The organism is Streptomyces sp. TAA040, from assembly GCF_000424845.1.
In genome coordinates, this window is record NZ_AUKR01000001.1 from 123621 (window position 1) to 138550 (window position 14930).

At 73.9% G+C, this 14930-nt stretch carries 15 protein-coding genes; 5 read left to right on the forward strand and 10 right to left on the reverse strand.

Features of this window, described 5'->3' with window-relative positions; genetic code table 11:
• Positions 1–13 precede the first annotated feature (13 nt).
• From lpdA to H300_RS0100570, 5 genes are all read right to left on the reverse strand, one after another.
• On the reverse strand, positions 14–1402 hold the full coding sequence (lpdA, locus tag H300_RS0100550; RefSeq protein ID WP_028425831.1) for a dihydrolipoyl dehydrogenase: 1389 nt from the start codon (positions 1400–1402) through the stop codon (positions 14–16).
• A gap of 360 nt (positions 1403–1762) precedes the next feature.
• Complete coding sequence (locus H300_RS0100555) at positions 1763–3361, reverse strand: leucyl aminopeptidase (protein WP_028425832.1); 1599 nt, start codon at positions 3359–3361, stop codon at positions 1763–1765.
• 118 nt (positions 3362–3479) lie between these two features.
• Positions 3480–4268, reverse strand: a complete 789-nt coding sequence (locus H300_RS0100560) for an adenosylcobinamide-GDP ribazoletransferase (RefSeq protein ID WP_028425833.1) — start codon at positions 4266–4268, stop codon at positions 3480–3482.
• Between the two features lie 86 nt (positions 4269–4354).
• A complete protein-coding gene (locus H300_RS0100565) occupies positions 4355–5488 on the reverse strand; it encodes a nicotinate-nucleotide--dimethylbenzimidazole phosphoribosyltransferase (protein ID WP_028425834.1) in 1134 nt (377 codons plus the stop codon).
• Between the two features lie 32 nt (positions 5489–5520).
• The gene (locus H300_RS0100570; protein ID WP_028425835.1) at positions 5521–6735 is read right to left on the reverse strand and encodes a bifunctional adenosylcobinamide kinase/adenosylcobinamide-phosphate guanylyltransferase; all 1215 of its coding nucleotides are present in this window, start codon (positions 6733–6735) and stop codon (positions 5521–5523) included.
• Between the two features lie 110 nt (positions 6736–6845).
• Here H300_RS0100570 and H300_RS0100575 point away from each other — a divergent pair, with 110 nt between their 5' ends.
• Positions 6846–7055: a hypothetical protein gene (locus tag H300_RS0100575; RefSeq protein WP_028425836.1), complete on the forward strand. Its 210-nt coding sequence runs from the start codon at positions 6846–6848 to the stop codon at positions 7053–7055.
• Positions 7056–7086: 31 nt separating this feature from the next.
• On the opposite strand, the gene pspAA is transcribed toward H300_RS0100575, so the two are convergent.
• Positions 7087–7380, reverse strand: coding sequence for a PspA-associated protein PspAA (gene pspAA / locus H300_RS0100580; RefSeq protein WP_028425837.1), 294 nt, complete (start codon positions 7378–7380; stop codon positions 7087–7089).
• A 51-nt stretch (positions 7381–7431) separates the two neighbouring features.
• On the reverse strand, positions 7432–8211 hold the full coding sequence (locus H300_RS0100585) for a PspA/IM30 family protein (RefSeq protein ID WP_028425838.1): 780 nt from the start codon (positions 8209–8211) through the stop codon (positions 7432–7434).
• Positions 8212–8463: 252 nt separating this feature from the next.
• On the opposite strand from H300_RS0100585, the gene H300_RS0100590 reads away from it, so the two are divergent.
• The gene (locus tag H300_RS0100590; protein ID WP_028425839.1) at positions 8464–9066 is read left to right on the forward strand and encodes a DUF3043 domain-containing protein; all 603 of its coding nucleotides are present in this window, start codon (positions 8464–8466) and stop codon (positions 9064–9066) included.
• Entirely contained in the window at positions 9066–9860 is a 795-nt protein-coding gene (locus H300_RS0100595; RefSeq protein ID WP_078515608.1) for a methyltransferase domain-containing protein, read from the forward strand. Before H300_RS0100590 ends, H300_RS0100595 begins: the two co-directional genes overlap by 1 nt.
• Before the next feature lie 93 nt (positions 9861–9953).
• Here H300_RS0100595 and nadA read toward each other — a convergent pair whose 3' ends face one another.
• A complete protein-coding gene (gene nadA, locus H300_RS0100600; RefSeq protein ID WP_028425841.1) occupies positions 9954–11132 on the reverse strand; it encodes a quinolinate synthase NadA in 1179 nt (392 codons plus the stop codon).
• 344 nt (positions 11133–11476) lie between these two features.
• Between nadA and H300_RS0100605 the strand changes: the two genes are divergently transcribed.
• On the forward strand, positions 11477–11833 hold the full coding sequence (locus H300_RS0100605; protein ID WP_028425842.1) for an iron-sulfur cluster assembly accessory protein: 357 nt from the start codon (positions 11477–11479) through the stop codon (positions 11831–11833).
• A 133-nt stretch (positions 11834–11966) separates the two neighbouring features.
• On the opposite strand, the gene H300_RS0100610 is transcribed toward H300_RS0100605, so the two are convergent.
• Positions 11967–13433 carry a hypothetical protein gene (locus H300_RS0100610; RefSeq protein WP_028425843.1) on the reverse strand — a complete coding sequence of 489 codons (1467 nt, stop codon included), beginning with the start codon at positions 13431–13433 and terminating at the stop codon, positions 11967–11969.
• Positions 13434–13589: 156 nt separating this feature from the next.
• Positions 13590–13808, reverse strand: coding sequence for a hypothetical protein (locus H300_RS0100615; protein ID WP_028425844.1), 219 nt, complete (start codon positions 13806–13808; stop codon positions 13590–13592).
• Positions 13809–13939: 131 nt separating this feature from the next.
• Between H300_RS0100615 and H300_RS0100620 the strand changes: the two genes are divergently transcribed.
• Entirely contained in the window at positions 13940–14914 is a 975-nt protein-coding gene (locus tag H300_RS0100620) for a carbohydrate kinase family protein (RefSeq protein ID WP_028425845.1), read from the forward strand.
• The last annotated feature ends 16 nt before the right edge of the window (positions 14915–14930 follow it).

Here is a 14930-nt window from a genome sequence, read left to right on the forward strand (position 1 = left end):
GCCCGCCGGCTGGTCAGTCGTGGGAGTGCAGCGGCTTGCCGGCGAGGGCCAGGTGGGCCTCGCCGAGTGCCTCGTTCTGCGTCGGGTGGGCGTGCAGGAGCTGGGCGACCTCGGCCGGCAGCGCCTCCCAGTTGTAGATGAGCTGGGCCTCGCCGACCTGTTCGCCCATCCGGTCGCCGACCATGTGGACGCCGACCACGGCGCCGTCCCGGACCTGGACGAGCTTGATCTCGCCCTGGGTCTTGAGGATCCGGCTCCGGCCGTTGCCACCGAGGTTGTACTTCAGCGTCACGACCTTGTCCGCACCGTAGACCTCCTTGGCCTTGGCCTCGCTGAGGCCGACCGAGGCGACCTCGGGGTGGCAGTAGGTGACCTTGGGCACGCCGTCGTAGTCGATCGGGACGACCTTCAGCCCGGCCAGCCGCTCCGCGACGAGGATGCCCTCGGCGAAACCGACGTGCGCCAGCTGGAGTGTCGGGATCAGGTCGCCGACGGCCGAGACGGTGGGCACGTTGGTCCGGCAGTACTCGTCGGCCAGGACGAAGCCGCGGTCCATCTCGACCCCGGCCTCCTCGTAGCCCAGGCCCTTCGAGACCGGGCCGCGGCCGATGGCGACGAGCAGCACCTCGGCCTCGTACTCCTTGCCGTTGGCCAGGCTGACCTTCACGCCGCCGTCGGTGTACTCGGCCTTCTCGAAGAAGGAGCCCAGCGAGAAGGTGATGCCGCGCTTGCGGAAGGCGCGCTCCAGCAGCTTGGAGCTGTTCTCGTCCTCGGCCGGGACCAGGTGCGGCAGCCCCTCGACGATCGTCACGTCGGTGCCGAAGGACTTCCAGGCGGAGGCGAACTCGACACCGATCACGCCACCGCCCAGGACGATCGCGGACTTCGGGACCCGGTCCATCAGCAGTGCGTGGTCGGAGGAGATGATCCGGTCGCCGTCGATCTCCAGCCCCGGGAGCGACCGCGGCACCGAACCCGTCGCCAGCAGGATGTGCCGGCCCTCGTAGCGGCGGTCGCCCACGTCCACCGAGGTGGGGGACGAGAGGCGCCCCTCGCCCTCGACGTAGGTGATCTTGCGGGAGGCGATCAGGCCCTGGAGGCCCTTGTACAGACCGGCGACGACGCCGTCCTTGTACTTGTGCACCCCGGCCATGTCGATGCCCTCAAGGGTGGACTTCACGCCGAACTCGGCGCCTTCGCGCGCCTGGTCGGCGAGCTCACCGGCGTGCAGCAGGGCCTTCGTCGGGATGCAGCCGTTGTGCAGACAGGTGCCGCCCACCTTGCTCTTCTCGATCAGGGCGACGTCCAGACCAAGCTGCGAAGCGCGCAGCGCGGCGGCGTAACCGCCGCTGCCGCCGCCGAGGATCACTAGGTCGAAAACGGTGCTGGCGTCGTTCGCCACGTCACGTCCTCCATGCATGGGTGCGCCGGAGCCGGTCGGCTACGACCGGGCGGCTGTATGTGCGGCCGCTTGATTCTTCGGCCCTGTGGGTTGAGCGGGCCCCTGTCCTGCCGGTACAACATCTTCGCACTTGTTGGCGGACAGTGGGACGCCGGGCCGCGCTCCGGGGCGGGCACCACGGGTCGTACCCGCCCGAACCGGACCAGTCGGGACGCCTCCACCGGCGGCTGCGCGACCGGGAACGCTCTGAGTGAACATGCTACGTGCCGCCACCCGCACCCGGCTGCGAGGTCGGCGGCGGACGCGCGGACGGCGCGGCAGGGGCGGCGCTCCACCGTCCCCGCCGCGCCGTCGCACGAATCAGCCGAGCTCGCCGCCGGCGGTGCGCTCCGCCAGCCGGACCAGGGTGCGGACGGCCGTGCCGGTGCCGCCCTTGGGGGTGTAGCCGAACGGGCCGGACTCGTTGAAGGCCGGACCTGCGATGTCCAGGTGGCCCCACGGGACGTCCGCGGAGACGAACTCCTTGAGGAACAGCCCGGCCACCAGGCCGCCGCCCATCCGCTCGCCCATGTTGGCGATGTCGGCCACCGAGGAGTCCATGCCCTTGCGCAGCTCGGCCGGCATCGGCATCGGCCAGGACTGCTCGCCGGCGTCCTCGGCCGTGTCGTGCAGCTCCGCGCGGAAGGCGTCGTCGTTCGCCATGATGCCGAAGGTGCGGTTGCCGAGGGCGAACACCATCGCGCCGGTCAGCGTCGCCACGTCCACGACCGCGTCCGGGCTCTCCTCGCAGGCGCGGGTGAGCGCGTCGGCCAGCACCAGCCGCCCCTCGGCGTCGGTGTTGAGCACCTCGACGGTCTTGCCGCTGTACATGTTCAGCACGTCGCCGGGGCGGATGGCGCTGCCGGACGGCATGTTCTCCGCCAGGGCCAGCCAGCCGGTGACGTTGACCCGCAGGCCCAGCCGGGCGGCGGCGACCACGGCGGCGAAGACGGCGGCGGCGCCGCTCATGTCGCACTTCATGGTCTCGTTGTGGCCCGCCGGCTTCAGCGAGATGCCGCCGGAGTCGTAGGTGATGCCCTTGCCCACCAGGGCGAGCGTCTTGGCCGCCTTGGCGTGCGTGTAGCTCAGCCGGACCAGCCGGGGCGGATTCGCCGAGCCCTGCCCGACGCCCAGGATTCCGCCGTAACCGCCCTTGGCGAGTGCCTTCTCGTCGAGTACCTCGACCTTGAGGCCGTGCTCCTTGCCCGCGGTCCGGGCGTGTTCCGCGAAGGACCGGGGGTGCAGGTCGTTCGGCGGGGTGTTGATCAGGTCACGGGCCCGGGCGACCTCCTCGGCCACCACCAGGGCGCGCTCCGCGGCGGCCTTGTGGTGCTTGTCGCGCGCCTTCGCGCCGACCACCACCACCTCGGCCAGCGGCACGCCGGTGTCCTTGGCCTTCCGGCCGCCCTTGTCCTTGCCCTTGGTCTTCGCCGTGCCGTCGTCCGCGCTGTTCCCGTCCCCGGAGTTCCCGGAGCTGCGGTACGCGGAGAAGGCGTAGGCGCCCAGCAGGGCGCCCTCGGCGATGGCGGCCAGCGACTCGGCGTCCTCGCCGAGCGGAAGGGCGAACGCGCCCCTCTCGTGCCCGGCCAGCGCACGGGCCGCGCTGCCGGCCGCCCGCCGCAGGGCCTCGGGGGAGTACGGCTCGCCGTCGGCCGGGGTGTTGCCCAGGCCGACCGCGAGCACCAGCGGTGCCTTGATCCCGTCGGGCCCCGGAAGCCTGGTCACCTCGCCCTCGCCGCCGCTCGCGCCGAGCGTCTCCAGGGTGGTGGCGAGCTTGCCGCCGAAGGCCTTCTCCACGGCCTCCGCCCCGGGGGCGATGACCGGGGTGCCGGAGTCGTCCCCGCTCTTGGCGACGCCGATGACGAGGGCGTCCGCACGCAGCGCCGCGGCGGACGATGTGCTGAGGGTGAGTGCAGTCACGGTGGTGGCGATCCTGTTCGTCGAGGTCCGGAGAGACCTGAGCCTACGCCCGGGTTCCCGTCGGGGCGGAGGAGGTACCCCGGCGGGCCGGCCGCGCGGAAGGGCGCGGGCTGTCCGCTCAGCCCAGGACCAGTACCAGCAGCGCGGCGGTGCCCGCAGTCTCGGCGAGGGCCCCGAAGACGTCGCCGGTGACCCCGCCGAAACGGCGGCGGCAGTGGCGCAGCAGCGCTTCGGCCGCGCCCGCCCCGGCGAGCACCGCCGCTCCGTGCTGCCACGCCGAGCCGGCTCCGAACAGGAGCCCGGCGGAGGCTGCCGCTCCCGTCGTGGCGAGCACCGCCGCGAGCGCCGCGCCGGCCGGGACCGTGCCGGCCACCACCGCGCCCAGCCCCTCCGGCCGGGCCGCCGGCACACCGCGCCGGGCGGCGGCCGTCAGCACCGTGCGGGCGGAGGTGGCCGCGACGGCGAAGCCCAGCGCTCCCGCGGCCCACCCGGCGGCGTACAGCTCCGCCACCGCGGCGGTCTGGGCGAGCAGCGTCAGCACCAGGGCGAGCACCCCGAACGGACCGATGTCCGACTGCTTCATCACCCGCAGCGCGCCCGCCGCGTCCCGCCCGCTGCCGAGGCCGTCCGCGACGTCCGCGAGCCCGTCCAGGTGCAGTCCGCGGGTCAGCACGGCAGGGACGGCGACGGTGCCGACCGCCGCGACGACCGGGCCCGCGCCGAGCAGCAGCAGGACGGCTCCCGCCGCCGCGGCGGACGAGCCCACGACCAGGCCCGCGAGAGGGGCCCAGAGCATCCCGCCGCGCGCCGCCCGGCGGTCCCAGCGGGTGACGCGCACCGGCAGCACCGTCAGCGTGCCGAGGGCGAAGCGGAGGCCGTCGCAGGGACGGCCGGGGGTGTCGGTCATCGCCGGGCAGGCTACCGCCGACCGTCGGGAACGGTCCCCGGCGGGTCGTGGTGACGCGGGCGGGGCTGCTCGGCGGCGAGCGGCGTTCAGGTGGCGTCGAGCGGCCGGGACTCCGCCCCGGCCGCCGTCCCGTCGCCGGGCGCCGACTCCGCCCCGGGCCCGTCGGCCGCGAGCGCTTCCGGGAGTTCGGCAGCCAGCGCCGCCGCCGCGCGGACCAGCGGCAGTGCCAGCAGCGCGCCGACGCCGCCCCCGCAGCGCAGGCCCTGGTCCAGCAGTGGCGTGAGCGACATCCGGTCCAGCGCCCTCGCCTGGGCGGGCTCGCCGCCGGCGTGCCCGGCCAGCCACCAGTCGGGGGCCCGGTACGCCGCCCGCTGCGCCACGAGGGCACACGCCGCCGAGACCACACCGTCCAGGATCACCGGTGTGCGGCGCACCGCCGACTGGAGCAGGAAACCGGTGGTGGCCGTCAAGTCGGCGCCGCCGGCCGCGGCCAGCAGCCGGAGCGGGGCCCCCAGTTCCGGACGGGCCCGGCGCAGCCCGTCCCGTACGGCCGCGCACTTGCGCATCCAGGCCAGGTCGTCGATGCGGGAGCCGCCCCGACCGGTCACCACCGAGGCGTCGGTCCCGCAGAGGGCGGCGATCAGGATGGCGGCCGCGGTCGTACCGCCGACGCTGAGGTCGCCCAGCACGACCAGGTCCGTGCCCGCGTCGGCCTCCTCATCGGCCACCGCCATACCGGCCCGGAAGGCCTGCTCGGCCTCTTGCGCGGTCAGGGTGTCCTCGACGTCCGCACGCCCGCCGGAGCGGCGCACCCGGTGGCGGGTGACGTCCGCGGGCAGGTCCGCCGGGTCGCAGTCGACGGCCATGTCGACCACGCGCAGCGGGACACCGCCCTCCCGTGCCAGTACGGCGCCCGGGTCCGAACCCACCAGCGCCGCCTGCACCAGGCGGTGTGCCGAGCCCGCCGGACGCGCCGAGACACCCGCCTCGGCGACCCCGTGGTCCCCGGCGAACAGCACCGCGCGCGGCCGGACCAGCGGCTGGGCCGGGACCCGGCCCTGCACCCCGGCGAGCCACTCGCCCAGCTCGTCCAGTCGGCCGAGCGCCCCCCGGGCCGGTCCGGTGCGCGCCCGGCGCTCCTCGGCGTCCCGGCGGAGGCCGCCGTCCGGACGCCGGATCAGGTCGCTGAAGTCGTCGAGGTCCAGCAGGTCATCACTCATGGCGGGAGGCTACCCGCCTGCCACCCCGCGGCTCAGCCGCGCAGCGGGAGCGCGCAGCCCGCCACCACCAGCAGCACCTGCTCGCACTCGTCGGCGAACGCCGCGTTGAGACGGCCCAGTTCGTCGCGGAACCGGCGTCCGGCGGAAGTCGCGGGCACCACGCCGGAGCCGGCCTCGTTGCTCACCGCGACCACCGTGCGCCGGGTGCCGCGCACCGCAGCCACGAGCTCCTGCACCCGGGCCGCGAGCACCCGGCTGCCACCGTTCGCCCACACCTCGTCCGACCAGGCGTCGCAGGCGTCCATGGCGTCGGTCAGCCAGAGCGAGAGGCAGTCGATCAGCAGGGGCGGCCCGTCCGGGTCCGCGAGCAACGGCACCAGGTCGCAGGTCTCCAGGGTCCGCCAGCCGGGCGGGCGGCGCTCCCGGTGGGCGCGCACCCGGCCCGCCCAGTCCCGGTCGCCCTCCCGGGTTCCGCCGGTGGCCACGTACCGGACGTCGGGGAGGGCTGCCAGCCGCCGTTCCGCCTCCAGAGACTTGCCCGAGCGCGCACCGCCCAGCACCAGCGTGCGCCGCGGGACGTCCGGCACCTCGCGGCATCCGCCGAGGACGAGGGTGGTGCCGTCCGGCTCGCAGCGCGCGCCCAGCGCCGTGAGGCGCCGGCGGAGCTCCGCACCGGGTGGTACCCCGTGGTCGAGGTGGACGGCGAGCACGTCCGTCGCCGGTCCCACCGCTCCCGCCGCGCGCAGCTTCGCCAGCGCGTCCGGACGACCGACCGCGTCCAGCAGCACCAGGTCGTAGGGCGGGACGCCGGACCCGTCGGCGGTGAGCGGACCGGCGGTCGCCGCGCCCGGCGGCAGGTACAGCAGCCGCCCGCCGTCCGGGCTGGTGATCTCGTAGCCGGTGCCGGGGGAGTCCAGCGCCCTCGCCCGCACCCGGTGGCCGCTGATGAGCGACAACCGCTGCCCGTCCGGCAGGCGGACGGGCGCGGGCAGCCCCGCGGGCGGCTCCAGGGCCGGTCCGTCCTGCGGGTGGGACAGCAGCACCTGGCGCACCCCGTGCAGCGACTGGCCCGCCCGGGCCGCGGCGAAGGCCGGCCCCGGTGTCAGGTCGAGCAGGACGGTGCCGTCCACGAGCAGCGCCGTCGCCGCTCTCGCGTCCTCACCGGCCGCCACCGCGCAGACAGCGCACGGGCAGTCGGACCGGGGGAGGCCGGCGGGGGCGCCGGTGCCGAGCAGCGTGAGTTCCACGGTCCGATCGTCTCGCGTCCCGGCGGGGAAAGCGCGGGGACCCCCGGCTGTGCCCGATGCGTCACGAGTACGCTGCGGGCAGTGATGCCGATGATCTCCAGGAGGCGGACATGGCGTGGACGTGGCGTTTCGAGAAGCAGGACGGCAGCGAGACCGGGTCGCCGATCGAGGCCGAGGAGTTCTCCACCCAGGGGGACGCCGAGTCCTGGATCGGGGAGATCTGGAAGGAGCTGCTGGAGGGCGGTGTCGACCAGGTCACCCTGTTCGAGGACTCCGCCCGGATCTACGGCCCGATGAGCCTGCACGAGGCGCGGGGCTGATCGGGTGACGGCCGCCCGCCCTCGGGCGGCCTCAGGCGGTGGGGGGCTCCAGGGGGATGAGGCCCTCGTCGCTCAGCATGCCGCGGACCTGACCGATGGTGGCCTCCCGCTCGGGCAGGATGAGTTCGGACGGCGCCAGCATGTCGTCCGGCACCGGGCTCCCCAGCCGGTGCACGGCGTCGAGCAGGGCGCCCAGCGTGCGCCGGAACCCGGTCTCGTCGCCGTTCTCCATCTCGGCAAGCAGCTCGTCGTCGAGCCTGTTCAGCTCGGTGAAGTGGCTGTCGTCCAGCTTCACCTGGCCTTCCCCCATGATCCTCACGATCACGATGCGCTCCTTCTCGCGGGGCGGCTCACGGCCACGGTCGTCACTGCTCGGTCACTGCTTGTCGAACTTCGGGGTGTCCTGCTGCCCCGGGGCGCTGCTGCCACTGCCTCCCCCGATGGCCTGCTGGTCCGCACCGGAACCGCCCGCCAGCTCCGCCTTCATCCGCTGGAGCTCCAGCTCCACGTCGGAGCCCCCGGACAGGCGGTCGAGCTCGGCGGTGATGTCGTCCTTCGCCGTGCCCGTCGGATCGTCCAGCGCGCCCGAGGCGAGCAGCTCGTCGATCGCGCCGGAACGCGCCTGGAGCTGCGCCGTCTTGTCCTCGGCCCGCTGGATGGCCATGCCGACGTCGCCCATCTCCTCGGAGATGCCGGAGAAGGCCTCGCCGATCTGAGTCTGCGCCTGGGCGGCGGTGTAGGTCGCCTTGATGGTCTCCTTCTTGGTGCGGAAGGCGTCCACCTTGGCCTGCAGGCGCTGCGAGGCCAGGGTGAGCTTCTCCTCCTCGCTCTGCAGCGTCTGGTGCTGCGTCTGGAGGTCGGAGACCTGCTGCTGGAGCGCGGCCCGCCGGGACAGCGCCTCCCTGGCCAGGTCCTCCCGGCCGAGCGCGAGGGCCTTCTTGCCCTGCTCGCCGAGCTTCTCCGACTGGCCGTTGAGCTGGTTGAGCTGCAGCTCCAGGCGCTTGCGGGAGGTCGCCACGTCGGCGACACCGCGCCGCACCTTCTGGAGCAGCTCCAACTGCTTCTGGTACGAGTAGTCCAGTGTTTCGCGCGGGTCCTCAGCCCGGTCCAGGGCCTTGTTGGCCTTCGCGCGGAACAGCATCCCCATCCGCTTCATGACACCGCTCATGGGCCTCGCGCGCCCCCTTCGTAACCGACTCGGACCTGACGCATTCCTCTTCGACCCCACAGTACGGGCCCTGCTTCCATTACCGCACTGTCCGGAGCCGGATGCGCTCATTCTCCAGGACGACCGTGAGCCGGTGAGCTCCCGCCCAGGGACGAGAGGGGCACCGGGGTCGGGCACCGTTGCGGGATCGTTCTCCACCGGGAGTGGGGACCTCGGCGCGGCACGACGTACTCTTGCCGGGTGTTCCGAAGCCGTTCCAAGGAAGAGCAGGCCGCCCCCGCCCGGGCGAGCGCGGACCTGACCGAGCAGACCCGAGACCCCCAGGCACCCAAGGGCCGTCCCACGCCCAAGCGCCGGGAGTCCGAGAACCAGCGCCGCAGCCTGGCCAAGCCGCCGGCCAACCGCAGGGAGGCCGCCAAGCGCTCCCGCGAGCGGCGGCGCGCGGACCTCGCCCGACAGCGCGAGGCGATGGCCACCGGCGACGAGCGCTACCTGCCGGCGCGCGACCGCGGTGCGGTGCGCCGGTTCACCCGCGACTTCGTGGACGCCAGGTGGCACGTGGCGGAGTTCTTCCTGCCGATCGCCGTGGTCATCCTGGTGATGAGCATGCTGCCGTCGATGCAGGCGAAGAACATCTCGCTGCTGCTGTGGATGGGTGTCATCCTGATGATCATCTTCGACTCGGTGCTCACCAGCCGCCGGCTGAAGAAGGCCCTGCGCGTACGTCTGCCGGACGAGAACCACCGCGGCGCGACGGGCTACGCCCTGATGCGGACCCTCCAGATGCGCCGGATGCGGCTGCCGAAGGCGCAGGTCGCCCGGGGCGAGGCACCGCGGCGCTGATGAGCGAAGCGGTGGAGTCGCCAGGCGCGGCCGAACGCCCGCAGTCCGGCGAGGGCGCGCTGCGCGCCGCGGTCCGTCGGGAACTCGTGGCCCGGCAGCTCGACGAGCAGATCATCGCCCGCTTTCCGGTCGGCAGGCGGCTGCGGGTCCTCGACGTCGGCATCGGCCGGACGGGCCGCGGCCTGCGGATGGCCCGCGCAGGGCACGAGGTCACCTGCCTGGAGCCGGACCCGGCCGTGCTCGATGCGGCCGGCGCGGCCCTCGCGGCGGAGCCCGCGGGGATACGCGACCGGGTGCGGCTGGTCGGCGGCGACGGCCGGCAGACGGGCGCGCACTTCCCGCCCGGCAGCTTCGACGTGGTGCTCTGCCACGGGGCGCTGCGCTTCGTCGAGGAGCCCGGGCCGGTCCTCGCCGGCCTCGCCCGGGTCCTGGCACCCGGCGGGCTGCTCTCGCTGGTCGTGCTGAACGCCGACGCGCTGGCGATGCGTCCGGCCCTGGACGGGGACTGGAACCGGGCGCTCGCTGCGTTCGACGACGCCACCTGCACCGACCGGCTCGGCAGGAGCGTCCGGGCCGACCGGCGGGAAGCGCTCACCGCCACCCTGGCGGGCATCGGGGCGCCGCTGCGCCAGTGGTACGGCGTGCAGGTCCTCACCGACCGGGCGTCCGGCGACGCGGAGGTCCCCCGGGACGGGGCGTGGGAGCGGCTGCTCGCCGCCGAGGAGCGCGCTGGCCGCACCGACCCGTACCGTTCGGTGGCCGCCCTGCTCCACTTCTGCGGCGTACGCGGCTGACCCTCGGCCCCCGCTGTCCCTCCCGGCGACGCCGCGGGGGAGGAGCGGCGGGTCGGCACCACCCGACCGCAAGGGGAGGGGGCCCTTCGCGGGTCACGGCAGGGCGAGCATCCGCTCCAGAGCGACCCGGGCGAACTCCTCCGTCTCCCGGTCGACCTCGATCCGGTTCACCACCGTGCCGTCCGCGAGCGACTCCAGCGCCCACACCAGGTGCGGCAGATCGATCCGGTTCATCGTCGAGCAGAAACAGACCGTGCGGTCCAGGAAGACGATCTGCTTGTCCTCGGCCGCGAAGCGGTCCGCGAGCCTGCGCACCAGGTTCAGCTCGGTGCCGATCGCCCACTTCGAGCCGGGCGGCGCCGCCTCCAGCGCCCTGATGATGTACTCGGTCGAGCCCACCTGGTCGGCGGCCTCCACGACCTCGTGCTTGCACTCCGGGTGCACCAGGACGTTGACGCCGGGTATGCGCTCCCGCACCTCGTTCACCGAGTCCACCGAGAACCGCCCGTGCACCGAGCAGTGCCCGCGCCAGAGGATGATCCGCGCCGCTCGGAGCTGCTCGGTCGTCAGGCCGCCCCCCGGCTTGTGCGGGTTGTAGACGACGCAGTCGTCCAGCGACATGCCCAGGTTCCGCACCGCGGTGTTCCGCCCGAGGTGCTGGTCGGGGAGGAAGAGCACCTTCTCGCCAATGGAGTAGGCCCAGTCCAGGGCCCGCTCGGCGTTGCTGGAAGTGCAGATCGTGCCGCCGTGCCGTCCGGTGAAGGCCTTGATGTCGGCCGAGGAGTTCATGTAGGCGACGGGCACGGTGGCCTCGGCCACCCCGGCGTCCGTCAGGACGTCCCAGCACTCGGCGACCTGCTCCGCGGTGGCCATGTCGGCCATCGAGCAGCCCGCGGCGAGGTCCGGCAGGACGACCTGTTGCCGGTCGGACGTCAGGATGTCGGCGGACTCGGCCATGAAGTGCACGCCGCAGAAGACGATGTACTCCGCCTCCGGTCGGGCGGCGGCATCGCGGGCGAGCTTGAAGGAGTCGCCGGTCACGTCGGCGAACTCGATCACCTCGTCCCGCTGGTAGTGGTGGCCGAGCACGAAGACCCGCTCGCCGAGCCGCGCCTTCGCCGCGCGGGCGCGTTCCACCAGGTCCGGGTCGGACGCGGCCGGCAGGTCGCCGGGGCACTCCACGCCGCGCTCGCTCTTCGGGTCGTTCCCGCGGCCGAGCAGCAGGAGGGCGAGCGGGGTGGGCTGGACGTCCAGGGGTTGGGCGGTGTTCACGGCACGCACCCTTTCTGATTGCGGCTCAACGCTTCTCGTCTATTTGACGTTATCTATCATAACCGCTTCGCGTCACGTTGACGATGGCCCTCGCGTCGATGTGACGCATCCCCCGCCGCCTCCCGGCCCGCCCCGCTACGAGCCGCGCCCTGGGCCGCGACCGGAGCGCGGACCCGGTCCGCCCGGCGCTCCGCGGGGGCCGCCGGACTCGTCGGCCGGTGACCTCCGGGCGCCGGTGTGCGAGCATGAGGGGAGAGGAACCCATGCCCGGCCTGGAATGAATCCGGGAGGCCGCCTGTTGGTTGAGGCGGCAGAGCAGTCCGTACAACCCGGGAGAGAAGCAGATGTCCGTATCGGACGAGACCGCTACCAAGACCGACGGCATCATCCTGTCCGACGCCGCGGCGTCGAAGGTCAGGAGCCTGCTGGAGCAGGAGGGCCGCGACGACCTGGCACTGCGTGTCGCTGTTCAGCCGGGAGGCTGCTCCGGCCTGCGCTACCAGCTCTTCTTCGACGAGCGCTCGCTCGACGGCGACGTCGTCAAGGACTTCGACGGCGTCAAGGTCGTGACCGACCGCATGAGCGCCCCGTACCTGGGCGGCGCGTCGATCGACTTCGTCGACACCATCGAGAAGCAGGGGTTCACCATCGACAACCCGAACGCCACCGGCTCCTGTGCCTGCGGCGACTCGTTCAACTGAGCGAAGCTCCTCGGGTGAGGAGCGACGAGGAGCGGCGGTGACCCCGAGCGGGTCACCGCCGCTCCTCGTGCCACGAGGCGGTGACGGCCGTCCGACGTCCCGGTCCGGCCGCGCGACGCGGCCCCCTGGTCGGTCAGCCGGGCGCGATCTCCTCGCCGTCGGTGCCGACGACCGTGCGGCCCCCGAGCGGCGCGTCCAGTTCCACGGTGCGCTCCAGCAGCCTGGCGCTCATGACGCAGGGGCTGCCGGGATCCCGCTCGGTGGCCTCGACTCCCAGGCGCACCTCGTCGCCCGTCTCCTCGGCGGTCAGGGCGTGTTCGCTGCACGTCCCCGCCCAGAAGCTCACCGTCAGCTCGGTTCCCTCGGCCCGGTAGGACTCCGCCGGGGCGCCGGGGTCTGCCGGGCGGGCCGGAGCGTCCGGCGCCGGGGCTCCGCCGTCCGCGCCCAGCAGCCGGGGCTCGACCGCCGGGTGCGTCACCGTGCGCCCGCCGCCGTCGAGCCCGAAGCGCCAGGACGGAACCAGCAGGTCCGCACCCCGAGCGGTGTACGCCGCCAGGACGAACTCGGCGCCCGTCACCTCGGCCGGTGCGCCCCGCGCCGGTTCGCAGGGCGCGCGGACGCAGCTGACGTCCTCGGCTCCGCGCTGCGCGTCGAGCAGGTCGAGGGTCCGTTCGGCCCCCAGCACCGGATACTCCTCGCCCGCCGCCAAGGGCGCCAGTCGACCCTCGGCACGCACCACCCGGCCATCCGAGCCGACTGTGATCCGCGTCTCCCACCCCTCGGTGGGCAGCCCGGCGATCCGCGGTTGCGCGGTCACCGTGCGCAGTGCTCCGCGGGTGTCGCCCGCGTTGAGGTCGGCGCCGCCCAGCCCCACTGCCGTCAGCACCGGGGTGGCCGCCTCCCGTGCGCGCTCCTTCGACACCGGAGGCACGTCGGAATCGGCGTCGGTCCCGCTCCCGGGCTCCTCGCGGGGCCCGGCCGGTGGGGAGGCGGGCACTTCCGCCGCGTCCCCGGGGGCGGGGGCCACCGGGCCGTCCGCGCCGGGCGGGTACGCGGGACATCCGGACGGCCCGGCGTCCTTCGGTCCGTCGTTCGGCTTCCCGCTGCCGCACAGGTCATCCGTGCCCGCCGCCCAGCGCGTGAACGACCAGGAGGACGGGGCCGCCCGCGTGACCTGCAGCATCGGGCCCGCGCCGTCCGAGCCCTCGCTCACCCGCCAGGCGTGCGTGTCCCGCTCGGGGCGGGTGTCCAAGCCGAGCGCCCGTGCCAGACGGTCCACCGCCGGCTTGCCGACCGCCCCGAGCCCGGCGTCCGGGCCGTCCTCTCCGGGTGCGCCACGGGCGTCCGCCGTGGCCGGACCGGTGCGGTGCACGGCGGCCCGGTGCGGCCCCTCGGGGAACTCCACCCCCTCGGCCCGGTAGGCACCCTTGACCCGCCCGGAGGGGGTCGAGGCCCGCGCCTTCGACACCCCGAAGCCGTCGAGCCCCAGGAGTGGCGGGTCGCCGTCACCCCGGCCGCTGCCCGCGGGTGAGGGGGTCTCCGGGCTGTTCAGGGCGTTCTGGGCCCAGTGGGTGCCGCCGCCCGCGAGGAGCACGGCCACCGCCGAAACCGCGACGACGCGGAGGCGGCGTGTTCGGGGGGCTCGGGAGGCCTCGGCTTCCGCCGGCTTCCGGGGAGGAGGGGGCACCGCACGCTCCTTCGGCTCAGGGATCGGTCCTGACACCGGTGGGACGGGGCGGGCCGCGGGGCGGTTCCGTCAGTCGCCGTAGTCGGACATGCCGTCCAACAGGCGGGCGGAGCGCTCCGGAACCCGGACCCCCGAGGGCCCCGCGGCGGGGGCCGGGCCGGCGGCGGGGCCGGTGCGGCCCGCTGGCGCCGGCCAGCGAGGCGCCATCCTGGCGCAGTCGCCGCGGAGTTCGGCCAGCGACTCGGGCTCGTCGGTACGTACAGCGGGAGAGGGCACGCGCTTCGTCATGCGATCGACGCTACGGCCCGTGGGGCCGCCAGGTAAGACCTACTTTCGGGTAGAATTGCACGGTCGGGAAACTTCCCCCGTACGGGTAGCGTGAGCCGTTCCCTGCCGTCGCCTCACAGGAGCAGCCTGTCGTGCGTATCGCCGTTTCCGGCTCCATCGCCACCGACCACCTGATGACGTTTCCCGGTCGCTTCACCGACCAGCTCGTCGCCGAGCAGATCCACACCGTCTCCCTGTCGTTCCTGGTGGACACCCTCGACGTCCGGCGCGGCGGCGTCGCGGCGAACATCTGCTTCGGCATGGGCCAGCTCGGCGCCCGACCGGTGCTCGTCGGCGCGGCCGGCGCGGACTTCGACCCGTACCGCGGCTGGCTGGAGCGGCACGGTGTCGACACCGACTCGGTGCACATCTCCGAGGTCCTCCACACGGCACGGTTCGTCTGCACCACGGACGCCGACCACAACCAGATCGGCTCCTTCTACACCGGTGCGATGAGCGAGGCGCGGCAGATCGAGCTCCAGACGGTCGCCGGGCGCGTGGGTGCGCTGGACCTGGTGCACATCGGGGCGGACGACCCCGAGGCGATGATGCGGCACACCGAGGAGTGCCGGGCCCGCGGGATCCCGTTCGCGGCCGACTACTCCCAGCAGCTGGCCCGGATGACCGGCGAGGAGATCCGGGCCCTCACCGAGGGCGCCGCCTACCTCTTCGCGAACGAGTACGAGACGGCACTCATCTCGACCAAGACCGGCTGGTCGCCCGAGGAGATCCTCAAGAAGGTCGGCACCCAGGTCGTCACCCTCGGCGCCCGGGGCGTGCGCATCGAGCGGGCCGACGAGGCACCGATCGAGGTCGGCTGCGCCCAGGAGGAGAGCAAGGTCGACCCGACCGGCGTGGGCGACGCCTTCCGGGCCGGCTTCCTCTCCGGGCTGACGTGGCGGGTTGGGCTGGAGCGCTCCGCCCAGATCGGCTGCATGTTGGCCACCCTGGTGATCGAGACCGTCGGCACCCAGGAGTACGAGCTGCGGCGCGGCCACTTCATGGACCGCTTCGCCAAGGCCTACGGCGACGAGGCCGCCTCCGAGGTGCGCGAACACCTCGGCTGAGCCACCGCGGCCCTGC